This is a genomic window from Streptomyces orinoci (assembly GCF_003121295.1).
Lineage (GTDB): Bacteria > Actinomycetota > Actinomycetes > Streptomycetales > Streptomycetaceae > Streptomyces > Streptomyces orinoci.
In genome coordinates, this window is sequence record NZ_PHNC01000029.1 from 1420147 (window position 1) to 1443908 (window position 23762).

The 23762-nt window shown below is 70.4% G+C and carries 25 protein-coding genes and 1 tRNA gene; 14 read left to right on the plus strand and 12 right to left on the minus strand.

Annotated features, from left to right (window positions below; genetic code table 11):
- Window positions 1-5: 5 nt before the first annotated feature.
- The gene (locus tag CV755_RS21295; protein WP_109281764.1) at window positions 6-665 is read left to right on the plus strand and encodes an NAD(P)H-binding protein; all 660 of its coding nucleotides are present in this window, start codon (window positions 6-8) and stop codon (window positions 663-665) included.
- Between the two features lie 929 nt (window positions 666-1594).
- Window positions 1595-1726 (plus strand): hypothetical protein, encoded by a 132-nt coding sequence (locus CV755_RS36755; RefSeq protein WP_277751840.1) that lies wholly within the window; start codon window positions 1595-1597, stop codon window positions 1724-1726.
- 884 nt (window positions 1727-2610) lie between these two features.
- Here the strand turns inward: CV755_RS36755 and CV755_RS21300 are convergent.
- Both CV755_RS21300 and CV755_RS21305 read right to left on the minus strand, forming a co-directional pair.
- Window positions 2611-3279, minus strand: coding sequence for an HAD family hydrolase (locus tag CV755_RS21300; protein WP_109281765.1), 669 nt, complete (start codon window positions 3277-3279; stop codon window positions 2611-2613).
- Window positions 3280-3293: 14 nt separating this feature from the next.
- Entirely contained in the window at window positions 3294-4136 is an 843-nt protein-coding gene (locus CV755_RS21305) for a GntR family transcriptional regulator (protein WP_109281766.1), read from the minus strand.
- Window positions 4137-4399: 263 nt separating this feature from the next.
- Here CV755_RS21305 and CV755_RS21310 point away from each other — a divergent pair, with 263 nt between their 5' ends.
- From CV755_RS21310 to CV755_RS21345, 7 genes are all read left to right on the plus strand, one after another.
- Entirely contained in the window at window positions 4400-4585 is a 186-nt protein-coding gene (locus tag CV755_RS21310) for a helix-turn-helix domain-containing protein (protein WP_161968724.1), read from the plus strand.
- A complete protein-coding gene (locus CV755_RS21315; protein ID WP_109281768.1) occupies window positions 4582-5376 on the plus strand; it encodes a hypothetical protein in 795 nt (264 codons plus the stop codon). Before CV755_RS21310 ends, CV755_RS21315 begins: the two co-directional genes overlap by 4 nt.
- A gap of 4 nt (window positions 5377-5380) precedes the next feature.
- A complete protein-coding gene (locus CV755_RS21320; protein WP_109281769.1) occupies window positions 5381-6082 on the plus strand; it encodes an HNH endonuclease in 702 nt (233 codons plus the stop codon).
- Window positions 6079-7746 (plus strand): AAA family ATPase, encoded by a 1668-nt coding sequence (locus CV755_RS21325; protein ID WP_109281770.1) that lies wholly within the window; start codon window positions 6079-6081, stop codon window positions 7744-7746. The genes CV755_RS21320 and CV755_RS21325 overlap by 4 nt, the downstream gene beginning before the upstream one ends.
- 149 nt (window positions 7747-7895) lie before the next feature.
- A protein-coding gene (locus tag CV755_RS37220) for an IS630 family transposase (protein ID WP_422070576.1) occupies window positions 7896-8968 on the plus strand; the annotation gives its coding sequence in 2 pieces (ribosomal slippage) (window positions 7896-8339 and window positions 8342-8968; 1071 coding nt in all).
- A 226-nt stretch (window positions 8969-9194) separates the two neighbouring features.
- On the plus strand, window positions 9195-9416 hold the full coding sequence (locus tag CV755_RS21340; protein WP_109281773.1) for a helix-turn-helix transcriptional regulator: 222 nt from the start codon (window positions 9195-9197) through the stop codon (window positions 9414-9416).
- Entirely contained in the window at window positions 9413-10792 is a 1380-nt protein-coding gene (locus CV755_RS21345) for a tyrosine-type recombinase/integrase (protein WP_109281774.1), read from the plus strand. The genes CV755_RS21340 and CV755_RS21345 overlap by 4 nt, the downstream gene beginning before the upstream one ends.
- Window positions 10793-11210: 418 nt before the next feature.
- On the opposite strand, the gene CV755_RS21350 is transcribed toward CV755_RS21345, so the two are convergent.
- Window positions 11211-11292: transfer RNA gene (locus CV755_RS21350), tRNA-Tyr, on the minus strand.
- A gap of 215 nt (window positions 11293-11507) precedes the next feature.
- Here CV755_RS21350 and CV755_RS21355 point away from each other — a divergent pair.
- Complete coding sequence (locus tag CV755_RS21355; protein ID WP_109281775.1) at window positions 11508-11996, plus strand: YajQ family cyclic di-GMP-binding protein; 489 nt, start codon at window positions 11508-11510, stop codon at window positions 11994-11996.
- Between the two features lie 62 nt (window positions 11997-12058).
- Here CV755_RS21355 and CV755_RS21360 read toward each other — a convergent pair whose 3' ends face one another.
- Window positions 12059-12529 (minus strand): DUF3574 domain-containing protein, encoded by a 471-nt coding sequence (locus tag CV755_RS21360; RefSeq protein WP_109281776.1) that lies wholly within the window; start codon window positions 12527-12529, stop codon window positions 12059-12061.
- A gap of 200 nt (window positions 12530-12729) precedes the next feature.
- On the opposite strand from CV755_RS21360, the gene CV755_RS21365 reads away from it, so the two are divergent.
- Genes CV755_RS21365 through CV755_RS21375 form a run of 3 tightly spaced genes read left to right on the plus strand, consistent with a single transcriptional unit; the run spans window position 12730 to window position 15188 of the window.
- Window positions 12730-13503, plus strand: a complete 774-nt coding sequence (locus CV755_RS21365; protein ID WP_109281777.1) for an SDR family oxidoreductase — start codon at window positions 12730-12732, stop codon at window positions 13501-13503.
- Entirely contained in the window at window positions 13500-13928 is a 429-nt protein-coding gene (locus CV755_RS21370) for a hypothetical protein (protein ID WP_109281778.1), read from the plus strand. Before CV755_RS21365 ends, CV755_RS21370 begins: the two co-directional genes overlap by 4 nt.
- A gap of 54 nt (window positions 13929-13982) precedes the next feature.
- Window positions 13983-15188 carry an MFS transporter gene (locus CV755_RS21375; RefSeq protein WP_109281779.1) on the plus strand — a complete coding sequence of 402 codons (1206 nt, stop codon included), beginning with the start codon at window positions 13983-13985 and terminating at the stop codon, window positions 15186-15188.
- 161 nt (window positions 15189-15349) lie between these two features.
- On the opposite strand, the gene CV755_RS21380 is transcribed toward CV755_RS21375, so the two are convergent.
- A complete protein-coding gene (locus CV755_RS21380) occupies window positions 15350-15724 on the minus strand; it encodes a YccF domain-containing protein (RefSeq protein ID WP_109281780.1) in 375 nt (124 codons plus the stop codon).
- 182 nt (window positions 15725-15906) lie between these two features.
- Between CV755_RS21380 and CV755_RS21385 the strand changes: the two genes are divergently transcribed.
- Entirely contained in the window at window positions 15907-16164 is a 258-nt protein-coding gene (locus tag CV755_RS21385) for a hypothetical protein (RefSeq protein ID WP_109281781.1), read from the plus strand.
- A 6-nt stretch (window positions 16165-16170) separates the two neighbouring features.
- On the opposite strand, the gene htpX is transcribed toward CV755_RS21385, so the two are convergent.
- The 7 genes from htpX to CV755_RS21420 form a co-directional block, all read right to left on the minus strand.
- Window positions 16171-17031 (minus strand): zinc metalloprotease HtpX, encoded by an 861-nt coding sequence (gene htpX, locus CV755_RS21390; protein ID WP_109281782.1) that lies wholly within the window; start codon window positions 17029-17031, stop codon window positions 16171-16173.
- Window positions 17032-17173: 142 nt separating this feature from the next.
- Complete coding sequence (locus CV755_RS21395) at window positions 17174-18691, minus strand: NADH-quinone oxidoreductase subunit N (protein ID WP_109281783.1); 1518 nt, start codon at window positions 18689-18691, stop codon at window positions 17174-17176.
- Complete coding sequence (locus CV755_RS21400; protein ID WP_109281784.1) at window positions 18691-20319, minus strand: complex I subunit 4 family protein; 1629 nt, start codon at window positions 20317-20319, stop codon at window positions 18691-18693. Before CV755_RS21400 ends, CV755_RS21395 begins: the two co-directional genes overlap by 1 nt.
- 2 nt (window positions 20320-20321) lie before the next feature.
- Window positions 20322-22313, minus strand: coding sequence for an NADH-quinone oxidoreductase subunit 5 family protein (locus CV755_RS21405; protein WP_109281785.1), 1992 nt, complete (start codon window positions 22311-22313; stop codon window positions 20322-20324).
- Complete coding sequence (gene nuoK / locus CV755_RS21410) at window positions 22310-22681, minus strand: NADH-quinone oxidoreductase subunit NuoK (protein WP_109281786.1); 372 nt, start codon at window positions 22679-22681, stop codon at window positions 22310-22312. The genes CV755_RS21405 and nuoK overlap by 4 nt, the downstream gene beginning before the upstream one ends.
- The gene (locus CV755_RS21415; RefSeq protein WP_109281787.1) at window positions 22681-23247 is read right to left on the minus strand and encodes an NADH-quinone oxidoreductase subunit J family protein; all 567 of its coding nucleotides are present in this window, start codon (window positions 23245-23247) and stop codon (window positions 22681-22683) included. Before CV755_RS21415 ends, nuoK begins: the two co-directional genes overlap by 1 nt.
- Window positions 23244-23741: a 4Fe-4S binding protein gene (locus CV755_RS21420; RefSeq protein ID WP_109281788.1), complete on the minus strand. Its 498-nt coding sequence runs from the start codon at window positions 23739-23741 to the stop codon at window positions 23244-23246. The genes CV755_RS21415 and CV755_RS21420 overlap by 4 nt, the downstream gene beginning before the upstream one ends.
- Window positions 23742-23762: the final 21 nt, after the last annotated feature.

The window sequence follows — 23762 nt, forward strand, 5'->3', positions numbered from 1 at the left end:
GGATCATGCGCATTGTCATCGCTGGAGGACACGGTCAGATCGCGCAACGGCTGGAGCGGCTGCTCGCCGGGCGCGGGGACGAGGTGGCGGGCGTCATCCGCCGCCCGGGACAGGCGGGGGACCTGCTGGCGCTCGGCGCCGAGCCGGTCGTCTGCGACCTGGAGTCGGCCTCGGTCGCCGATGTGGCCCGGCACCTGGAGGGTGCCGACGCGGCGGTGTTCGCGGCCGGGGCGGGCCCGGGCAGCGGCATCGAGCGCAAGGAGACCGTGGACCGGGCCGCGGCCACCCTGTTCGCCGACGCCGCCGAGGCGGCGGGCGTCCGCCGCTTCCTGGTGGTCTCCTCGATGGGCGCCGGCTCCGAGCCCCCACCGGGCACCGACCCGGTCTTCGCCGCCTATCTGCGGGCCAAGGGCGCCGCGGACGAGGACGTAAGGGCCCGCGCCGGCCTGGACTGGACCATCCTGCGCCCCGGCAGCCTCACCGACGACCCCGGCACCGGCCGGGTCAGGCTCGCCGAGTCCACCGGCCGCGGCTCGGTCACCCGGGACGATGTGGCGGCGGTGCTGGCCGCGCTGCTGAACGAGCCCGGCACGGCCGGCCGGACCCTGGAGCTGGTCTCCGGCGACACCCCGGTGGCGGAGGCGGTACGCGCCGCGGCCGGCTGAGCCCCGTCCCCCGGGCACGAAAAAGGCCCCTGATCTTCCGATCAGGGGCCTCATTCCGTGGCGGCGCCAGGATTCGAACCTGGGTAGGCTAAGCCGACGGATTTACAGACTACTGACGATGCGACAGGCACACCCGCGCTGACCTGCCAGTTTCCAAGTCGCGGGTGTGGCGCGCCAATTCGTCGTCCGCGTGTCGTCCTGATCTTCCCGGAAAGACGACGGAGGCGCCGGCGCCCGCCTCACTGCGTGGCCGCCAGAGAGGCCACGCAGTGAGGAGCCGCCGCAGCTGCTTTTCGCCCCCCGCGGACCCTGACACTTCCTGACGCGTCACGGCCCCGTGACACCCAACCCCCTAGGCAGACGCGGTGTCACGCGACCGTGACGCCCGCCGTGACACCCGCCGCCGGTCGGCGTGACGCTTACCGTGACGCCCGTCCTGACCAGCGTGACGCCTGGCGCACTGCGGAGGGGCGCAACGGTGGGTGGCCCGGACAGCGCCTCTCGCTGCGCGAGCGCAGCGAGCTGCCAAAGAACGCGCGGCCGTAGGCCGCTCCTCACCTTCACGACCCTGACACCCGTAACGCGTTACGCCCGCCTAACACCCAAACCCCTAGGCAGGCGTACGTGTTACCCGCCCTAACAGCAGCCGTCCGTGCCGCCTAACACCTGTCCGTAACGGCCGTCGGGGCAGGAAGAGACCACGCGCGCCCGGGCGGTCTCTTCCCACGGCACGGCCAGAACGCAACAGCGGGTCGCCACCCCTGCGGCCATCCACAGGTGCGTACATATCCACAACTCGGCCACGGCAACCGTTCATTGCCCCTACGCTGGCCCCTGCTGCACCACGGCGATTCCCAGAGGCGTCCCCTCGGGGAACAGCCCCGCGGGGCCCGGGCCTTCCAGGCCCAGCATCGATTGGGGAGGTCACCATGTGGCAGCGACTGAGGGAGTGGAAGCGCAAGATCTTTAATGAAGTCGGACTAGCGTTCGACAAGATCGAGCGTCGCCAAGGAGTTTTAACCGTGCTGGCCGCGTTCGTCGCTGCCTGGCCGAAGCGGTGAAGCCGGCCCCCGGTGGACTCAACACCGGGGGCCGGCGGCTCTAGGCCCGCTCCCCCGTCTCTGCCCGGCGGCTCACTGGCCGCCGGGCAGAGGCGTTTGTGCAGGTCAGCGCCCAAAAGCGACATGGGTAAATCTACCGGCCTGTAGCCCAGGTTATAGAGCATGGCTCCCTGTTGCGCGCGCAATAGGAAAGTTGCGAAGGGGAGCATGACTCATCCCTGGCACACGTGCCCGAAGTGCGGCGGATGGTTCCCCCAGAGCTGCGAGGCAGACACCGCGAGGACTTCCAGGTGACCGATGAAGTCCCTGACCAGGCTGGCGAGTAGGGCCCGCCCCTTCTCCGCAGTCGTGTGGGACGGTAGCCGATCACGCCACTTTCAGTGAGGGAATCCAACCACCTACTAGTCAACTAGTAGGTGGTCCAAGCGCAGAGGAGCTACCCACCTGCTAACACTAGTAGGTGGGTACCCAGAGGGAGTCCACTGGCCAGCACCCCGAAATCGACTCCCGGAACCGCCCGCTGGGGGTGCTCCTGCCTCCCTGGCTGAGCAGGGCAAGAGCCGTCCGTCTCAACGGCGTTGCAGACATAGCCGATTGCCCAGGCACTGAGCGCGCGAGCGCAGCAGCGGTCTTCGCAATGGGGCCTTCCGCAGCGCGAGCGCAGCGACTGCCAAAGTACGCACGACCGAAGGCCGCTCCCTTCTTCGCTCGTGGCGTTTCAGCGGGGCGCGTCGGTTGCTAGGTCTAGCAGGCGCCCTTGCTAGACCTAGCAACCCCGCTAACAACCAAAACCCCCTCCGGCCAGGCACCTAGCACCTAGCAACCGGTCAGCGGAGAGCCCCGAAATCCGGCCACAGGCCCGCGAGTGCCACCCGCTGCCCTTGCTAGGAGGCAGACAGGGCGTCGGCCAGCTCTCCCATGCTGTCGATGACCGCCGCCGCGCCGGCTTCGGCCAGAGCGACGCGCTTGCCCGGCTTGTTGGCCAAGCCCACGCACGGCATGCCTACGCTGTTCGCTGCCTGCACGTCCGTCACCGAATCGCCAACCATCACGGCCTCCGCGGCTTCCCAGCCCAAGTGGGCCAGCGCTTGCAGCAGCGGGAAGGGGTTGGGCTTCATCAACTTGGCGTCCGCGGGCCGACCCACGATGGTTGTGAACCACTGCTTCACCCCCTGGCGAGCCAGGAAGGCGCTCACCGACGCCCGACTGTTATTGCTCACCGCGCTGACGGCCCGGCCGGTTCTTCGGCAGGCGTTGACAACGCTGAGAGCCCCCGGAGTGACCTGGGAGGAGGCGACAGCACGCACCTCCGCCTCAGTCAGCGCGTCATCGAGCACGCTGGCCAATGGGTCGTCCAACTCCCCGGCCTGGCGCACGATCTCCAAGGGATCGTTGCGGTTGGCCACCGGCAGGGCGAATGGCGCCCCCGCCTTCTCCTCGTACAGCCGAAGCAACTGCTCTGCTACGGCCGCTGCCGGAAGACCGGAGAAGACGTTGCAGACCGGCCCGTCAAAGTCCAGCAGCACGTGACGGGCGCTGGGCAGGACAGCCATGAGAGGTCTCCCCGTCACGGGGTGAACTCCTCACCTAGCATGGTCCAGACACTCTCGAACCACTTCCTGGCCTGCTCGACAAATAGACCACCAGGAGCGCCTTGACCGTCGCTGACGGCGAAGGGGAAAAGGGTGGAGTCCAGCCCGAACACATCGATGATCTCCACCTCATCGCCTCCGACGCTCACCGTGTTGGGGGCGACGGGATAGAACCCGAAGAACGCTTCGGTTCCGTTGAGGACGTAGAGCTTGAAGGACGGCGCGATGCGGTGCGCGCGGACCTCCACACGGGCTTCCTTGACCAGCCCAAGCGACTTCAGCTCTCGCACTACGCGTGTGATCGAGCGCGCGTGGTGGACCAGCAGGTCCCGGGCACGCGCGCTCACCCTTGGGTCTGGGGCCCGCCCCTCCACCAGGACGGGGAACGCTTGCGTCTCCGCCATGCTCGGCAACAGCAGGCGAACAACGATGCTTTCGGGCGTGAGCCGTCCAGCCCGAATCTTGTCGATGGGTTCCTGCAATGCTCCATACAGCGTCTCGCCGGAGAAGCCCGCGAAGTCGATGGTGACGCTGGGCTGCTCGAAGGCTCGCTCTATGTGGGTCCGGAGGCCGGCCGGGCGCTCCGTCCGACTGCGGACGAAGACACCACTGCCCTGCCGGGCGACGATCAGACCTTCGTCCTGGAGGTCACGGAGCGCACGCTGCACCGTGGCCCGAGAGACGCCGTACCGCTTGGTCAGATCGCTCTGAGAAGGAAGCTTCTCCCCTGGCTGCAACGTCTTGGTCAGGATTGCGGCGCGCAAAGCATTGGTGATCTGCGCGTACGGCGGGCGAGGGTCGTCCGGGTCCAAGCTCATACCGAAGATGCTAGCCGGGTCATCCAAGTCAGCCCAGTTTACCGAGAGGGTTGACATGACTAGCCAGGCTATCTACGTTGGTCGTGTTAAGAGACGCAGAAAGCACCTCAAACGAAAGTCCCCAGCGGCACTCCCCGAGTCGGCGTTGCAGCGCCTTCCCGGACCGCTGGGGACGGCACCGACACACCCAGCCATAGGAGTCATCGATGCCTTTTCAGGCTACACCGCTGACTAGCCAAGTCAGCCAGGACCCCGCCCTCACGGTGAAGCAGATCGCCAGCGCCCTGCGGAAGCACAGCTCGGTCATCTACCGGGAGATCCAGAGTGGCCGGCTCCCGGCCTACCGGGTCGGCACCGGTCGCGGCACCATCCGCATCTCCCGCCAGGACTTCCAGGACTACCTGCTGAACCGGGGCATCCCAGCCGCTGACCTGGAGGTGGCGCTGTGACCGCCACCCTGGAAACCTCGGTCCCGGCCGCCCCTAGCGCGACGGCTCCCGCCCAGACGGCCCTGGTGGAGCGGCGGCGTGCGGGTGAAGTGCTCCCGCGGGTGCCGGTTGGCTCGTTGGAGCTGACCCGTGAGCAGGTGGCGGCCGGGCTGTTTGCCCAGCGTGACTCGCTGCCGGACCTGCCTCGGATCCCAACCGATCTGGAGCTGCTGGCCGCCGTGGAGCGTGCCTTGGCCGCCTATGGGCTGGTCGGGCTGGAGGAGCCGTTGCAGGAGCTGGACGCGCTTCCCCTGGGCGCCCGTGAGGCAGGCACAGCGTGGGCGCAGGCGTACCGGCTGTGCCGCGAGCACTGGTACGAGGACGCCTTGTGCGAGCCCATGGCACAAAGCGAGCTGGCTGCCGCGCTGTTCGCCTCAGACCTCACGGTGAGCCGTTCCGCCTTGGCATACGGCCGGACCGCGCTCATCAGCGGCCACGTGGCGGAGGGAGTGGCTCGGCTGGGTATCCAGGCCGTGCTGGACCTGGGCCAGGACATGGCAAGCGAGTTCGGTGCACCGTGGCGTATCCGTCCGGTCAGTCAGTGGCGGCCGGAGTACCTGGCAGTAATGCCAGACCGGCGCCGCCGTAAGTTCTGCTGGGACGTGGCCGTCAACTACAGCTGGTTCGTGCCGGTGCCGCTGGTGGTCTGGTTCGACCAGGGCGGGTGCGCTCTGGGGGCCACCCCGCCCCAGTGCCCGTACGCCCTGGCCGTGATGGACCACATCCGCGGCAAGCACGGCAGCAGGGGCTAACCGCGTGAGTCTGCACCATGCGCCGCATCTGAATGCGGCCCGTCGCCGGGCGAGGAAGCGCAGCCTCGCCCGGCGCGACGGAGCGCACTGCGCCTACTGCCGCACCCCGTTCACCGACGATTTGCGGCAGGCCACCATCGACCACATCGTGCCGCTCTCCCTGTTCCGCACTTGGCGGTCGGAGAACCTGGTCCTGGCCTGCCACCCGTGCAACACCACCAAGGCCGCCCGACTGCCCCTGTTGATGGGCCTGTTGCTGCTCGCTTCGACGGACGTCGAGGCCGCCTTGGCGCCCGCCACGATGCCCGACCGCACCGCGCCGAACGGTCCGTTCATGACCGCATTCACCGGGCTGCGGCTAGCCGACTGGCGCATGCTCGCCCGTCTCGCGTACGCCCGGGAGTCGGCCGTACGGCCCGCATTTCAGTCGGCCGGGCGGGCGCCTGAGTCGAGGGCTGACCTGCCTGTACGCCCGCGTACCGGCCGGCTGCGTGAACGCGGTGAACAGCCCGTGTACGCCCGTACAGCAGCCCGGACTGACTGTCCCGTACGCGCCGTACACCCGCCTGCCCGTACGGCCTCCAGGCCCTTCGAAGGGGGTGGAGGCGTGAACGCAATGAACCGCACCCATGAACACCCGCCGCCCGGCTGTGAACACTGGCACCGCCGCGGTGAACACCGCCCCGGAAAGGGGGCGCCGCAATGAGCGTGGACACATCGATGCCGCATGATGACGAGCTGGAACGGTGTGTGCTGGGGTGCGTGGTCTGCTACCCGGACCGGTTCGCCGACCTGTCGCTCATCCTGGAGCCGGACGACTTCTACAACCCCGCCCACAGCATCCTGTGGTCCACCCTCGGCCAGCGGCTGGAGCGCGGCGAACCGGTGGACCCGCCCGCCCTCACTGCGGCATTGGCCGCCGCTGACAACCTCAGGTCGGCCGGCGGTCCCGCCTACGTCTCCGCCCTCCCTCAGTACGCGGTGCCGGATGCCACCTGGCATGCCGATGAGGTCAAGCGCCTCGCCCGGCTACGAGCCGCCCGCCAGCTCGGGGCCCGGCTCATGCAGGCCACCGCCCAGCCCGGCGCCGAACTGACCGACCTGGCCGCCCTGGTGGTCGATGCACTGCCCGTCCTGGAAGCCAACGACAGCTCCGGCCGGGCCAGCCGTCCAGTTTTCTGGACAGCCGACGCCCTGTACCGGGCCGAGTTCCCCGAACCTCGCTGGGCCGTCCCCGACCTCATCCCCGAGGGGCTGACCGTGCTGACCGGGGCCCCGAAGGTCGGCAAGTCCTGGATCTGCCTGGGTTTGGGGCTGGCCGTGGCCACCGGCGGCAAAGCCCTGGACGCCATCCCCGTCCAGCAAGGCGAAGCGCTCTACCTGGCGTTGGAGGACACCCCCCGCCGCATGCAGTCCCGCCTCCACCGCGTCCTGGGCGACCAACCGCCGCCCGAGGCGCTGCACATCCATGTGGAGCTGCCCGCCGGGCTGGGCGGCATCCGCCGGTGGCTCGATCAGCACCCCACCGCCCGCCTGGTCATCGTGGACGTCCTCCAACGCGTCCGCAGCGACACCGGACGCGAGACCAGCGCCTACGCCGCCGACTACGCCGCCATCACCGCCCTGAAACGCCTAGCCGACGCCTACCAGGTGGCGTTCATCGTGGTCCACCACATCCGCAAAGCCCAGTCGGCGGACTGGATGGACGCCACCTCCGGCACCAACGGCATCAACGGCGCCGCCGACGCCACCCTGTATTTCTCCCGCGCCCGCGGCGAAGCCGAGGGCCTGCTGAACCTCACCGGCCGGGACGTGGAGGAGAACGAATACGCCCTACGGCGCAGCGAAGGGTCGATGACCTGGCACCTGATGGACGGTCCCGCCGACATTGCCACCGCCACCGAACCCAATGCCAAGATCCTCGCCCACCTCCACGAACATGGCCCGGCCACCCCGAAGGAAGTGGCCGCGGCCACCGGGCAGGACCCGAAGACCGTCCGCACCCTCATGGGTCGCCTGCGGGATCGGGGCCGCCTCACCCAGCTCGGCCAGCGCGGCCCCTACGCCATCCCCGGACAGGCCACCGCGCTGGAAGGCAACAAGACAACAGGTGTTGCCTCCGCTGTTGCCTCCGTTTCCCCAGGTCAACGGGGTGAAGGCAACAAGGCAACACAGGCAACAGCCCCCGACCCTGGCGGCCCGACCCCCTCAACCGTGTTGCCTCTGTTGCCTTGTTGCCTCCAGGGCCCTGACCAGCACGAATGCGAGGCAACAGGCAAGGCAACAGGTGTTGCCTTGTTGCCTCCCCACCCCGCCGAACCCGTACGAGACCAGCGTGATGAGCATCGCGCCGGACACGACGCAGCCTGACGGCCGCTCTTCTAGCGCTAGACCCCAATCCCTCTAGCGCTAGAGGACCTGCTAGCGGCTCTAAGGCCGGTTGATCAGGTCGTTACTGAGCTTGTCGGTGTGATGTCGTGGGGGCTGACGGGTGGTGATCGTCGCGGTATGCCCGAGTCATGAGGTATCCGCAAGGCGGTGGCTTGACCGCCGAACGGCGGGCATTCCGTGAGCGCATCCGTGTGGAAGCGGCCAGGATGTTCGCCGCCGGACAGGACAACGCCGTGGTGGCCAAGCGATTACGGGTCAGCGTGCGGTCGGTGCAGCGGTGGCGCCGTTCCTGGAACGACGGCGGCCCGAAGGCCCTGCAGTCCAGGGGCTCACCAGGCCGCCCCAAGCTGAGCGAGGCCCTGTTCGCGGTGCTGGAACAGGAGCTGGACAAGGGGCCGGTCGCGCACGGCTGGCCGGACCAGACCTGGACTCTGGACCGGATCAGGACGCTGATCGGGCGCTGTTTCCACAAGAGCATCACGCTGTCGGCCATCGCGCAGATGCTGCGGCGGCACGGGTGGAGCCACCAGGTCCCGGCCCGGCGTGCGCTGGAGCGCGACGAGGACGCGATCACGGGATGGGTGAGGGAGACCTGGCCGCAGGTGGAAGCACCGCGGCGGCGCTCGGTGCCTACGTCGTCTTCGAGGACGAGGCCGGCTTCTCGATGACGCCGCCCACCACCCGCACCTGGTCGAGGCGAGGCCGGACTCCGGTGGTCCGGGTCCGCGGACGCTCCCGGCGCAGAGTCTCCCTGGCCGCCCTGTGCTGCTACCGCCCAGGCGAACGTTCACGCCTGATCTACCGGCCCATGATGCACAAGGACCACAAGACCAAAGAGCGCCGCAGCTTCGCCTGGACCGACTTCCGTGACCTGCTCGTGGCCGCCCACCAGCAGCTCGGCGCCCCACTCGTAGTGGTCTGGGACAACCTCAACACCCACCGCGCCGCCGGGATGCGCGACTTCATCGCCGGGCACGACTGGATCACCGCCTTCCACCTGCCGCCCTACGCGCCCGACCTCAACCCGGTCGAGGGCATCTGGTCACTGCTGCGGCGCAGTTCCCAGACCAACACCGCCTTCACCGACCCCGACCAGTTCGTCCGGCACCTGCGGCACGGCCTGCGCGAGATCCAGTACCGCAGTCACCTCATCGACGCATGCCTCACCGCAACCGGACTCCCGCAGACCAGATCACCCTGACGACATCACAACGACAAGCTCAGTAGCCGTTAGAGCCGCCGCCCGCGCATCACCCCCGCTACCGGTAGCGGCCACCCCTGCTACCGGTAGCACCCCCGCTAGCACCCCACACCCGCAGTGATCAGGCCCGTAGCGCGTAGCGGGCCCCGCCCAGCACACCCCAAAACCGGCCGGAAAGCCGCCTGCTGGCCCTTCCGCGCCCTGCTACCGGAAAGGAGTCCACCTCATGGCAGGGCATGCCCAATCGCCGAACGCCCGCCGCCGTGCCCGTGCGGACGACCTGCTGCCGCTCACGGCCGTCCTGGCCGAACTCGGCATCACCCGCGCCACTTGGTACCGCTGGCGGAACCGGGGCTATGGCCCCGAGGCCCGCCGCCTGCCGAACGGCCAGATCCGGGTCCGCCGCGGCGCCCTGGACGACTTCAAGAACAGCTTGGAGGCGGCATGAACCACTGGAGCTACACCGTGCGCGTCTGGGCCATCCGCAAGCGGCCGTACCGGAAGCCATACCAACTCCGCTGGCAGGTCGGCCATCGCCCGCACTCGGAGTCCTTCCTGACATCCGGGCTGGCCGAGAGCAGGCGCGCCCAGCTCGTCACGGCGGCCCGGGCGGGTGAACCGTTCGATGTCGAGAGCGGGTTGCCCAAGTCGATGGTCCAGAAGGAGACGGATATCCCCTGGTACCAGCACGCCCGGAACTACATCGAGATGAAGTGGGACTACGCCCCCGCCACCACCCGCCGAGGTCTCGCCGAAGCGATGGCCACGGTTACGCCCATCCTGGTGAAGGACACCAAGGGCATGGCGGACCCTCGCACCGTGCGGCGGGCCCTCTATAGCTGGGCCTTCAATAAGAAGCGCTGGGAGGAGGAGCCCCCGCCCGAGGTCAAGGCGGTGCTGGACTGGTTCGAGCGCAAGTCCCTGCCCGTGTCGGCGCTAGCGGAGCGGCTGCTGGCCCGTAAGGCGCTGAACGCCTGCACCAAGCGGCTGGACGGCAAGGTCTCCGCCGGGTCCGTCATAGCCCGGAAGCGCGCGGTCTTCCATCAGTCCCTTGAGTTCGCCGTCGAGGCGGAGCTGTTGGAGGAGAACCCGCTGCATGGACTCCAGTGGAAGCCGCCGGAGAAGGTGGATGAGGAGGTGGATCCCGAGTGCGTACCGGACCCCGAGCTGGCGGAGCGTCTGCTGGCCGGCGCCCGGGCGCAAGGGGCCCGCGGTCGTCATCTCGAAGCGTTCTACGGAGCCATCCTCTTTGCCGCGGCACGCCCCGGTGAGGCGGTCGGGCTGAGGCGTACGGACTTCCACCTACCCCGCCGGGGGTGGGGCACCGTATGGCTGCGCGAGAGCCGCCCGAGAGCGGGACGGCCCTGGACGGACTCCGGGGAAGCTCATGACCGCAAGGGGCTCAAGCACCGCTCGCGCAAGGCAGTGCGGGCCGTCCCCATCCCTCCCCGGTATGTGGCCATGGTGCGCTGGCACATCACGGTCCACGGCGTGGCCCCTGACGGCCGCCTGTTCCGCACGGCCCGGGGCGGCATGGTGCAGGAAAGCGGGTACGGCGAAGTCTGGGCACGCGCCCGTGAGGCAGTGCTGGCGCCGGAGGAACAGAAGACCAAGCTGGCCAAGCGGCCGTATGACCTTCGCCATACGGCGGTGTCCACCTGGCTGAGCGCGGGCGTGGAACCCCAGCTCGTTGCCGAGCGCGCCGGGCACAGCGTGGCCGTCCTGTTCCGGGTCTACGCCAAGTTCCTGAAAGGCGGGGATGACGCGGCGAACGCCAAGATTGAGGCCCGGCTGAACGCGCACCGGAGCCGGGACGCCGGGTGACCGCGGCCACCGGCCCCAGCCCGGGGCCGGTGGGAATCCTTGGCCCGAAGATCGCCAAACGGCGCCACAGGTTGCCGTCTCCGGCCCGTTCTCGGGCGTCCGTGGGTGATTGGACGTCCGGAGAGATCCACGGACCCCAGGGGGGTGCACAGAGGTTTCCGCAGGTCAGCGGCTGATTGTCTGTATCTGTGGGGACGGATACCCGCTCCGGCCAGGCGTCCGCGGCGCCCGGCCAGCGGGGCAGCCGTTCTCCGGGGGCCCCGGGGCCGGCGCCCGAATCCCGTCCACGCCTCGTCCATACCTACTGATAGAGAGTGAGATCGAACGAGACAGAGTGAGACAGGCAGGCGTGCTGACCGCCCCAATACAGATGGGCCCTGAGCCGCGTTTCCGCAGATCAGGGCCCATCTATTTCCAGTGGCGGCGCCAGGATTCGAACCTGGGTAGGCTAAGCCGACGGATTTACAGTCCGCTCCCATTGGCCACTCGGGCACACCGCCATGGGTGGTGCTGCCTCGGATGCTCTTTCGAGCTGCTCCGTGGCAACGACGTAAACGATACCCGATGACCAGGGGTGCTCCGCCACTCGGTTTGCAGCCGCTCGAACGGGGCCCCGGGTGACTAGGCTGGCGGGGCGGCCTCCCCCGGCGTCCCGCCGGAGGTTCCCCCCGAGCCGCCACCCCTGATGGATCTACGCACGAGGAGCCAACTCAATATGGCCGACTCCAGTTTCGACATCGTCTCGAAGGTCGAGCGGCAGGAGGTGGACAACGCCCTCAACCAGGCCGCCAAGGAAATCTCCCAGCGGTACGACTTCAAGGGCACCGGCGCCTCGATCTCCTGGTCCGGCGAGAAGATCGAGATGCGGGCCAACGGCGAGGAGCGGGTCAAGGCGATCCTGGACGTCTTCCAGTCCAAGCTGATCAAGCGCGGCATCTCGCTGAAGGCCCTGGAGACGGGCGAGCCGCAGGTCTCCGGCAAGGAGTACAAGATCTTCTGCTCCATCCAGGAGGGCATCTCCCAGGAGAACGCCAAGAAGGTCGCCAAGATCATCCGCGATGAGGGCCCCAAGGGCATCAAGGCCCAGGTCCAGGGCGACGAGCTGCGGGTGTCCTCCAAGAGCCGGGACGACCTCCAGACCGTCATCGCCCTGCTCAAGGGCAAGGACCTGGACTTCGCCATCCAGTTCGTCAACTACCGCTGACCCAGCGGGCATTCGGGAGGGGCGGCCGCGTCCACAGCGGCCGCCCCTCCGTATGCACCCGCTCAGAAGTCCACCGACTCCATGTCGTCCGCCCGCAGCACCGACTCCTGGGCGAAGGCGCGCTTGTACGCGGTGCGGATGGCCTCGATGTCGCGGTCCCTGACCCTGGCCTCCGACTTGGGGTAGAGAACGGTCAGTTGGTAGGAACGCTCGCGCACCACGGCGCCGTTCCTGCCCCGCCACTGGCCGCGGGCGTCCTGCACGGTCAGCCCGTCCGGGAAGCGCGGGGTGACTCTTTGGGACACAAAGTCCATGAACTGCCGGTCGGTGACGGCCGGTTTGCCGTCCGGCCGCCCGGTGCCGAAGAACAGATGGGTACCGATATAGGACTTGCCCCGGGTGGCGGCGGCCCGGGGGTCGGGTGCGGTGTCGCCGCCGGTGCCAAGGGCGGCGTAGGCGGTGGGCGCCCCCACGGCGAGGACGGCGGCCGCTGTCACGGCCGCGGCGCGCAGCCGGGGCTTGCTGCTGAGCATGGTGGGCGATTCCCTTCGTCGTCGGCCATCAAGGCCCCGAGTCTGCTGCGCCTTACGCCCTTACGGGGCCCGATCGCCCCGCCTTGACCAGAAGGGGTGAGTCATCCCACGAACGCCGATGTCACGGATCCGGGCACCCGTCCCGTCCTGGGGGTGACAACAGGTGATTGACCAAGACCGAAGGGACGGCGGAACGGAGCATGGAACCGATTCTGGTGACGGGTGGTACTGGAACCCTGGGCAGGCAGCTGGTGGACCAACTGGCGGCACGGGGGCGGACGGTACGCGTTCTCAGCCGGCGCCCCCGCCCCGGGCGGACCGCCGAGGGCGTCGAATGGTTCACCGGCGACCTGCTGACCGGCGAGGGTCTGGACCCGGCCCTGGCGGACGGCGCCGTGGTCATCCACTGCGCCAGCAACCCCGCCCGGCCCCGCCAGGACATCGAGACCACCGGCCGGCTGACCGAGGCCGCGCGGCGGGCCGGGACACCGCATCTGCTCCATGTCTCCATCGTGGGCATCGACCTGGTGCCGATGCCCTACTACCGGGCCAAGCTGCGGGCCGAAGGGATCGTGGCGGACTCCGGGGTGCCCTTCACCATCCAACGGGCCACCCAGTTCCATGAGTTGATCCGGACGGTGGCCCAGAAGCTCACCCGGGGGCCGGTGGGCCTCGCCCCCGGGGTGGTCACCCAGCCGGTCGCGGCCGGTGAAGTCGCCGAGCGGCTGGCCGTGTTGGCGGAGCGGGGCCCGGCCGGCCGGGTACCGGACCTGGGCGGACCGGAGACCGGCACACTGGCCGAGTTCTTCCGGGCCACCCTGGAAGCGGAAGGACGCCGTCGCCCGCTGCTGCCGCTGCGGATCCCCGGCAGGTTTGGACGCGCCCTGCGCCAGGGCCACTTGACCACCCGGGAACCCGACACCGGCCACCTCACCTTCCGGGAGTTCCTCGCCGCGTCCGGCTCCGGGCGATGACCGCCCTGCTGCGCCCCGGGCTGGTCCTGCTCGCGGCCCTGCACAGCGTGCTGGGCGGCTGGGCGCTGTTCCTGCCGCAGTCCTTCTATCGGGACTTCCCCGCTCCCGGGCACGCCTGGGTGGCCATGTTCCCGCCGTACAACGAGCACCTGCTGCGCGACTACGGCGGCCTCAACCTGGCCTTCGCCCTGATTTTCGGCGCCTGCGCGATACGGCCGGAGCGGCTTGTGGTACGGGTCTCGCTGCTCGGCTACGAGTGCTACGCGCTGCCCCATCTCCTGTTCCACCTGGGGCACTTGAGGCACTTCCGGGCCGCCGACGCGGTGGGTCAGACCGCTTCGCTGACCCTCACCGCCATCGCTCCGCCGCTGCTGCTGACGCTGTCCTACGCGGGAGCCACCCGGCCCATGGCGGACAACCGATAGAAGTTGGCAATTTATCGGAAGCGGGACAGGGGCCGGGGCCGTCAGGATCGCGGCATGGGAAGGAACACCGGTGCCGGCCGCCCCATAGCCCTGCTGTCCTGGGGACATGGGTGCGTGGACATCTACCAGGGGGCGGTGGCCGCGCTGCTGCCGTTCTTCGTCTCCGAACGGCACTACGGCTATGCCGCCGCCTCCGGCATCGTGCTGGCCGCGTCCCTGCTCTCCTCGGTGATCCAGCCGCTGTTCGGGGCGCTCACCGACAAGGTGGCGATGCCCTGGCTGCTGCCGGTGAGCACGCTGGCCGGCGGCCTGGGCGTGGCGCTGAGCGGGGTGAGCGGCGGCTATGCCCTCACCCTGGCCGCGGTCGCCCTGACCGGGATCGGGGTGGCCGCCTACCACCCGGAGTCCGCGCGGGTGGCCCGGATCGCCAGCCGGGGCAGCCACACCTCGATGAGCTGGTTCTCGCTCGGCGGCAACCTGGGCTTCGCCGCCGCCCCGCTGCTGGTCTCGGCCGTGATCGCCACCGGCGGGCTGGGGGCCTCGCCGCTGCTGGCGGTACCCGCCCTGATCGGTACCGGGCTGTGCGCCATGGCGCTGCGCTCGCTGCCGGAGGCACGGGCGGCGCGGACCCGGCGGAGCGGTGCCGCCGGGGAGAACGACTGGGCGTCCTTCGCCCGGCTCTCCGGAGCGATCGTCTGCCGCTCGGTGGTCTTTGTGGGCCTGAGCGCCTTTGTCTCGCTCTATGCGCGCCAGCGCGTCGGCGGCGGGAACCTCGCCGGGACGGCCGCGCTGTTCCTGCTCTATCTGGGCGGGGCGGCGGGCACGGTCGCCGGCGGCAAGCTCGCAGACCGCTATCGCAGGGTGACGGTGGTCCGCTGGTCGTACGCGCTGACCGGGCCGGCGGTCGCCGGTCTGGTGCTGGTGCCCGGGCCGGGGCTCTATCTGTTTATCGCGCTCACCTCGGTCGCGCTGTATGTGCCCTTCTCCCTGCATGTGACCCTGGGCCAGGACTACTTGCCCCAGCGGGTGGGCACGGCGGGCGGCGTCACCCTGGGCCTGGCCATCAGCATCGGCGGGATCGCCACGCCGCTGATCGGCACCCTCGCCGACGCGACGAGCCTGCGGACGGCGCTGCTGCCGCTGATCGCGCTGCCGGGGGTGGGGTGGGTGCTGCTGCGGCCGCTGCGGGAGCCGGGCTCCACTGTTGCGGTCCGGCCGCGGGTTGCGGGCGGTCGGCCGCGCAGTTCGCCGCGCCCCTGAGCGGTTGCGGGCAGGCGTTCCGGCCACCGGGCCGCGCCGCACCCGGCGACGAAACGGCGTCTGCCGACGGCCCTTGTTCCTTCGAGTGCGGGCCGTCTTGGGCTGGTCGCGGCCACGCGGCGGAGCCGCATAACGCAGCAGCCCCGCGCCCCTGGCGGGGCCTAGTCCACCGGCACGATCTCCCGCCCCAAGGGCATCAGGGACACCGGGATCAGCTTGAAGTTGGCGATCCCCAGCGGGATCCCGATGATCGTGCAGCACAGCGCGATCCCGGTGACGATATGGCCCAGCGCCAGCCACCAGCCCGCGAAGACGACCCAGATGACATTGCCGATCAGCGAGGCGGCCCCGGCGTCCGGCCGCTCGACGGTCGTACGGCCGAAGGGCCACAGCGCGTAGCCGGCGATACGGAAGGACGCGATACCAAAGGGGATGGTGATGATCAGGAGGCAGCAGATGATGCCGGCGATCACATAGCCGATCGCCATCCACAGCCCGCAGAGGACCAGCCAGACGACATTCAGGATGAACCTCATAAGTAACAGCCTCCCACGGGGTGGTTCCTCCGGCCAGGGAGACGCCGGGCAGCGGCGGCCCGGTTGCCAGGGCGAGAGCCCGGGGCGGTGTCCCCCGGATGGGTCAACCAGCGCGCCGCGGGCGGTGGGGGGCGGCCATGGTGGGCGTGCCGCGGCACCGCGGCCCGTACCGAGGAGGACCCATGCGCATCCGTACGCTGACCGCCCTCGCGCTCGCCGCCGGGACACTGGCCACCGCTGGTCTGTTCGGCGCCTCCGACGCCCAGGCGGTGCGCCGGGACGTCACCGTCCAGGACTGTGTGACCGGCGGCGGCTTTCCCGGCCTCACCGATGACACCGATCTGGAGTCACCCGATGTGCTGTGGGTGTGCGTGGGCGGCACGCACAACGGCCAGCACATCACCGATATGAACGGGGACGGGCGGCTCGGCCGGAGTTAGCGGGGGCTAGCGGCCGCCCGCCATCCGCTCCAGGCGGGCGATCCGCTCCGGCATCGGCGGGTGGGTGGAGAAGAGCTTGGAGAGGCCCTCGCCGGGGCGGAAGGGATTGGCGATCATCATATGGCTGGCGGTCTCCAGCCGGGGCTCCGGCGGGAGCGGCAACTGCCGGGTGCCCAGCTCCAGTTTGCGCAGGGCGGAGGCCAGGGCCAGCGGGTCGCCGGTGAGGCGGGCGCCGGAGGCGTCGGCCTCGTACTCCCGGGAGCGGCTGACCGCGAGCTGGATCAGCGAGGCCGCGATGGGGCCCAGCAGCATGATCAGGATCATCCCGGCCAGGCCGGGGCCCTCCTCGTCGTCGGACCGGCCGATGGGGATCAGCCAGGCGAAGTTGACCAGGAACATCACCACGGAGGCCAGCGCTCCGGCGACGGAGGAGATCAGGATGTCGCGGTTGTAGACATGGCTGAGCTCATGGCCGATGACGCCGCGAAGCTCGCGCTCGTCGAGGATGCCCAGGATGCCCTCGGTGCAGCACACCGCGGCGTTGCGCGGATTGCGGCCGGTGGCGAAGGCGTTGGGCGCCTCGGTGGGTGAGATATAGAGCCGGGGCATGGGCTGGCGGGCGGCGGTGGAGAGCTCGCGGACCATGCGGTAGAGCTGCGGGGCCTCGAACTCGCTGACCGGGCGGGCGCGCATGGCCCGCAGGGCCAGCTTGTCGCTGTTCCAGTAGGCGTAGGCGTTGGTGCCGAGCGCCACCAGGACGGCGATGATCAGGCCGGTACGGCCGAAGACGCTGCCGATGACGATGATGAGCGCGGACAGCCCCCCGAGGAGCACGGCAGTCCTGAGCCCGTTGTGCCGGCGGTGCACGGTACGCCCTCCAAATGGTGCGGCAGGGGAACCCTTGAACCAGTGGAACCTTTCGAACTGGTCAACGCCAGGCAACGGCCGCTAGTTCCCTTGTGCACCAGGGGCGGGAGTCCGCCGTCCGGGTGATCTGCCGCCCCGGGCGCTACAGCAGCGCGCCCGCGGCGAACCGCAGCACCAGCTGGGGGGCGCCGGAGAGCGCCACGCCGATGGCGGCGGCCAGGCCGATGGCGGCGGCCAGCGGGGCGGGCGTCCGGCCGGGGCCGGTCGCGGGCCGGGGCTCGGTCGCCGGGGCCGGGCGGAAGAGGACGGCCGTCCACTTCAGGTAGTAGTAGAGGGCGATGACGACATTGACGGCCATCACCGCGGCCAGCCAGCCCAGCCCCGCGTCCACCGCCGCCGAGAACACCGTGACCTTGGCGAACAGGCCGATGATGCCCGGCGGCAGTCCGGCCAGGCAGAGCAGGAAGAAGGCCAGCGCCAGGGCGGCCGCCGGGCGGCGGGCGTACAGGCCCCGGTAGTCCTCGATCCGGTTGGCCGGGCTGGTCCGGGCGACCAGCGCGGCCACCGCGAAGGCGCCCAGGTTGACCGCCGCGTACATCAGCGCATACGCCACCGTGGCGCCGATGGCGTGCCCGGGGTCGTCGGCGTATCCGGCGGCGGCCAGCGGCACCAGCAGATAGCCCGCCTGTCCGACCGAGGACCAGGCCAGCAGGCGCACCGCGCTCTGCGGCCGGTCCGGCCGCTGGCGCAGCGCGGCCGCGTTGCCGGCGGTCATGGTGAGCGCGGCCAGTACGGCCAGCGCGGGACCCCAGACCTCGGAGTAGCCGGGGAACGCCTGCACGGTGACCAGGATCAGTCCGGTGAAGCCGACCGCCTTGCCGACCACGGAGAGATATCCGGCGATGGGCAGCGGGGCGCCGACATAGGCGTCCGGCACCCAGAAGTGGAAGGGCACGGCGGCGGTCTTGAAGGCGAAACCGACCAGGGTGAGCACCACTCCGGTCCGGGCCAGTACGGCCAGCTGGGGATCGGCATGGTCCAGGCCGCGGGCGACATCGACCAGGTGGAGGGTGCCGGTGGCCGCGTAGACAAAGCTGACGCCGAGCAGGGTGACGGCGGTGGCGGTGACCGAGGAGAGGAAGAACTTCAACGCGGCCTCCGCCGACCGCCGTTCCCCGCGCCGCAGGCCGACCAGGGCGAAGGCGGGCAGCGAGGCCACCTCCAAGGCCACCACCAGGGTGGCCAGATCGCGGGAGGCGGGCAGCAGGGCGGCCCCGGCGACGGAGGACAGCAGCAGGAACCAGTATTCGCCGGTGGGCAGTTGGCGGTCCTCGGCCGGGCCGATGGACAGCAGTGCGGTCAGCAGGGCGCCGCCCAGGACCAGGAACTGGATGACCAGGGTGAACCGGTCGGCCACATAACTGCAGGAGTGCGTCCCGGAGTTGAGACAGAAGGTCTCCCGGTCGCCGGCCAGCAGCGGCAGCAGGGAGAGTCCGGCGAGCAGCAGGGCGGCCAGGCCGATGCCGTGCAGTGTCCGCTTGCGCCCGGCGGGGAGGAAGAGGTCGGCGACCAGGACGGCCAGGGCGCCCAGGGCGGTGATCACGGGCGGGGCGATGGCCGTCCAGTCGATGGACTGGACGGCGCCCGAGGCGAGCTGCATCAGATGCCCCCTCCCAGGAGCTGCTTGACGGCCGGGTCGGAGAGGCCGAGCAGAGCGGCGGGCCAGAGTCCGGCGAGGACGGTGAGGACGACGAGCGGGGAGAAGGCGGCGAACTCATACCGCCGGAGGTCGGGCAGCGCGGGCAGCGGGTGCGGCACCTGCCGCTCGCCGTTGCCGCCCATGCACACCCGGCGGACCACGATCAGCAGATAGCCGGCGGTGAGCAGGGTGCCCAGTCCGGCCAGGGTCATAAAGACCAGATAGGCGGGGCGGCTGAGCCCGTCGGCGGGGCGGAAGGAGGCGAACATGGCGAGCATCTCGCCCCAGAATCCGGCCAGTCCGGGCAGCCCCAGGGAGGCCACCGCGCCAAAGGCCAGCAGTCCGCCCAGACGGGGGGCGCGGCCGTAGAGGGCGGCGCCGGTGTGGCCGGAGAGGCTGTCCAGGTCGCTGCTGCCATAGCGGTCCTTGACGGCTCCCACCAGGAAGAACAGCAGGCCGGTGATCAGGCCGTGGGCGATGTTGGCGAACAGCGCGGCATTGACCCCGGTGGGGGTGAGGGTGGCGATGCCCAGCAGGACGAAGCCCATATGCCCGATGGAGGAGTAGGCGATCAGCCGCTTGAGGTCGCCGCCCGCCCCGAATGAAAGGGGCAGCGCGGAGCGCTTCGTTGAGGGGTGGCGGCCGGGCGACGGGAGGGCAAGGGCCAGGCAGTAGAGGGAGCCGTAGACGATGCCCACGGCGGCGAAGGCGGCCAGGTACGGGGCGAAGGTGTGTGCCCCGTCCGGGGTGATGGGCAGCACGATCCGGACGAACCCATAGGTGCCCATCTTCAGCAGCACGCCCGCCAGCAGCACCGAGCCGGTGGTGGGGGCGGCGGTGTGGGCGTCCGGCAGCCAGCTGTGCAACGGCCACAGCGGGGCCTTGACGGCCAGTCCGGTGCCAATGGCCAGGGCGGCGATGAGCTGGGTGGAGTGGCTCAGACCGGACCCGTTGTCAGTGGCCAGTGCCACCATGTCGAAGGTGCCGCCCTTGACGCCGATGAGGAGGAGGCCGAGCAGCATGACGACGGAGCCGAGCACGGTGTAGAGGATGAAGCGCCAGGCGGCGCGCTCCCGCTCCGCCCCGCCCCAGCGGGCGATCAGGAAGTACATCGGGGTCAGCACCGTCTCGAAGGCCAGGAAGAACAGCACCAGATCGAGGACGGCGAAGCTGGCGAGGGTGCCGCCTTCGAGCAGGAGCAGCAGCGCCACATACGCCTTGGGTGACGGGCCCTCGGGCGTACGGGCGTAGGCGTGCAGCGCACAGAGGAAGGTGAGCAGCGCGGTCAGTACCAGCAGGGGGAGCGAGACGCCGTCCACGCCGAGGTGGAGCCGGATGCCCAGGGCGGGGATCCAGCCGACGTCCGTGGTGGCCTGCATCCTGCCGGGATGGTGCCGGTCGAAGCCGGCCGCCAGGGCGACGGCCAGTACCAGCACGGCGCCTGTGACGGTGACGCCGTGCCGCAGTACGGCCTGTTCGGGGCTGCGGCCCTTGAGGCCGGGCGGGGCCGGGAGCAGGGCGGCGACGGCACCGACGAGGGGCAGGGCCAGGATCGCAGCGAGGAGGATCTGCATGACGGTATGACTCACGGTCAGGCTCCGGAGGCTACGAGGACGGCGGCGACGGCCAGGACGACGGAGCCCGCGAACAGCACGCTGAGGTAGGTCTGGACATTGCCGGTCTGGGCCCGGCGGACGGCCGCGCCCAGCCACCCGGGGGCGGTGCCGGCGCCGCGGACATAGGTCTCCACGACCTCCCGGTCCAGGAAGCGGACCAGCCGGGCGGCGGCGCCCACCGGGCGGACGAACAGGGCCGCGTAGAGGGCGTCCAGATGGAAGCCGGTGGCGGCGTGCCGGTGCAGCGGGCCCAGCAGCAGCCGGCCGGGGTCGGCCGGGTCCTGGGCGCCGGCGATGCTGCCATAGGCGGCCAGGTGGGTGGCGATGGCCTCCTCCTCGGAGACGGCCGGGGCGGCCTCCGGGTCGGCGGCCACCGCACCCAGCGGGACCCGGGCGGCCAGTGCCTGGGTGCGGCGCCAGGCCCCGTACACCACCAGGCCGCCGGCCAGCGCACAGCCGGTGGACAGCAGGGAGGTGGGCAGGGTGGGCGCCAGCGAACGTCCGTCGAACCAGTCCGGCAGCTGCCAGGCGGCCAGGCCCAGGGCGATGGTGGGGATCAGCAGCACCCACAGCACCCCGGTCATGGCGGCACTCTCCCGGCCGTGCTGGGCGGCGTCCGGGTCCTTGCCGCAGAAGCACATCAGCCATAGCCGGGCGCAGTAGGCGGCGGTGAGCAGGGCGGTGACCAGCCCGGCGAGCAGTACGGTCCAGCCGGCCGCGCCCGGGATCCCGGGGGCCTCGCCCCGGGCGGCGTGCTCGGCGGCGCCCAGCACGGCCTCCTTGGAGAAGAAGCCGCTGAACGGCGGGATGGCGGCCAGCGCCAGCAGGGCCACGGTCATGGTCCAGCAGGCGTCCGGCACCCGCCGGGCCAGTCCGCGCATCCGGGCCATGGCGGCCAGCGAGTTGGTCCCGGCGGCGTGGATGACCACGCCCGCGCCCAGGAACAGCAGGGCCTTGAAGGCGCCATGGGTGAGCAGGTGGAACACCGCCGCGCCCCGGTCGCCCACGGCCAGCGCGCCGGTCATATAGCCGAGCTGGCCCACCGTGGAGTAGGCCAGGACGCGCTTGATGTCGTCCTGGGCCAGGGCGGCCAGCGCCGAGCCCAGCATGGTGACGGCCGCCATGACCGCCAGCACCAGCAGGGCGGCGGTGGAGGCGGTGAAGACCGGCAGCAGCCGGGCGGTGAAGTAGACCCCGGCCGCCACCATGGTGGCGGCGTGGATCAGCGCGGACACCGGGGTGGGGCCGGCCATGGCGTCCGGCAGCCAGGTGTGCAGCGGGAACTGGGCCGACTTGCCGGCCACTCCGGCGAGCAGCAGCAGCGCGGTGAGCGTGGGATGGCTCAGCGAGCCGGTGGCGACGGTGTGCAGCACCCCGGTGATCCGGAACGTTCCGGCGTCCGAGGCCAGCAGGAACAGCCCGAAGAGGAAGGGGACATCGCCCAGCTTGGTGACCAGGAAGGCCTTGAGCGAGGCGCTGCGGGCGGCCTCGGTCTCCCAGTAGTGGCCCACCAGGAAGTACGAGCAGACGCCCATCACCTCCCAGCCGACCAGCAGCACCATCAGGTCGCCGGAGTAGACCACCAGCAGCATGGCGGCGGTGAACAGCGAGACCAGGGCGGCGTAGGAGGGGTAGCGGGGGTCCTCGCGCAGATAGGCCGTGGAGTACAGCTGCACACAGCTCGCCACCACGGTGACCAGCACCGCCACCAGGACGGCGAAGCCGTCCAGATGCAGGGCCAGGTCGATGGGGACGGAGCCGGTGGGGGTGAGCCGCCGGGCCGCGTCCAGCGGCTGGCCGCCGCCCTGGCGGCAGGCGACCAGGACGGCCAGCGCGGCGGCGGCCAGGGTGGGCAGCACGGCCAGCGGCCGTACAAAGCCGGGGGCCCGGCGGCCGGTGAGCAGAGTGGCGACGGCGCCCAGGAAGGGCAGCAGCGGTACCAGCACGGCCGCGGTAGTGGTGGTCACGCGGCGGCCTCCGCCTTCTTCTCGGCTTCCACGGGGGCGTCCTCACGGGCCTCCGCGGGGGCGTCCTCGCGCAGATCGCGCAGCCGGTCCACATCCGCGGTGCCACGGGCCCGGTACACCAGCAGCACAATGGCCAGGCCGATGCCGATCTCGGCGGCGGCGATGGCGATGACAAACAGGGTGAGCGCCTGGCCGGCGTGCAGCTTGTCGCGCAGCCAGACATCGAAGGCGACCAGGTTGAGGTTGACGGCGTTGAGCATCAGCTCCACCGACATCAGCACCAGGATGGCGTTGCGCCGGGCCAGCACCCCATAGAGCCCGGTGCAGAACAGCAGGGCGGCCAGCACGGCCGGATAGACCAGGTGCATCAGCGCTCCCCCTCCTTCTTGCGCCGCATCCGGGACAGCACAATGGCGCCCACCAGCGCGGCCAGCAGCAGTACGGACAGCGCCTCGAAGGGCAGCACCCAGTAGCGGAAGAGGCTCTCCCCGGAGACCTTGGTGGTGCCCTGGACGGCGCCGGAGAGGTCGATCCAGGTGGTGCGGAAGGCATCCGCCACCACCCAGACCAGGGCGGCGGCCGCCGCCACGGCCACCACGAGGGCGGGCCATCTGTTGCCGGAGTCGGCGTCCGGGGAACGGCCGATGGGCGCCTTGGTGAGCATCAGCCCGAACAGCAGCAGCACCACCACCGAGCCGACATAGATCAGCACCTGGACCCAGGCGATGAACTCCGCGGTCAGCAGCAGATACTCCACGGCCAGGCCGCCGAGCGCCACCACCAGCCAGAGGGCGGCGTGCACCAGCTGCCGGGTGGTGACGGTGAGCAGCGCCGCGGCCAGGGTGACCAGGCCGATCAGCAGGAAGGCGACCTCCACGCCGGTGGGCGAGAGAAAGCCGTGCGCCTGGGCGGCGAGCGTGCTGGTGCCGGTCATTCCTGGGCCTCCCGCTTCTCCGCCTGCTGCGCTTGCTGTGCTTTCTCGGCGGTCTTACGGGCCGCCGTCAGCTCCTTGGGCTCCTCGGCGGCCGGGTCCAGCGCGGGCGGCTCGGGGACCGTCCACATCCACTCCCGCAACCGGTCCCGTTCATGGGTGAGTTCGCGGATATCGGTCTCCGCGTACTCGAACTCCGGTGACCAGAAGAGCGCGTCAAAGGGACAGACCTCGACACAGATCCCGCAGTACATGCACAGCGCGAAGTCAATGGCGAACCGGTCCAGCACATTGCGGCTGCGCTCGCGGCCACCGGGGGCGGCCGGGGGCAGGGTCTCCTTGTGCGAGTCGATATAGATGCACCAGTCCGGGCACTCCCGGGCGCACAGCATGCACACCGTGCAGTTCTCCTCGAACAGGCCGATCACCCCGCGGGTGCGGGGGGCCAGTTCGGGCTGGACGTCCGGGTAGCGCGCGGTGTGCGCGCGGCGGGTCATCGTCCGCAGCGTGACCGCGAG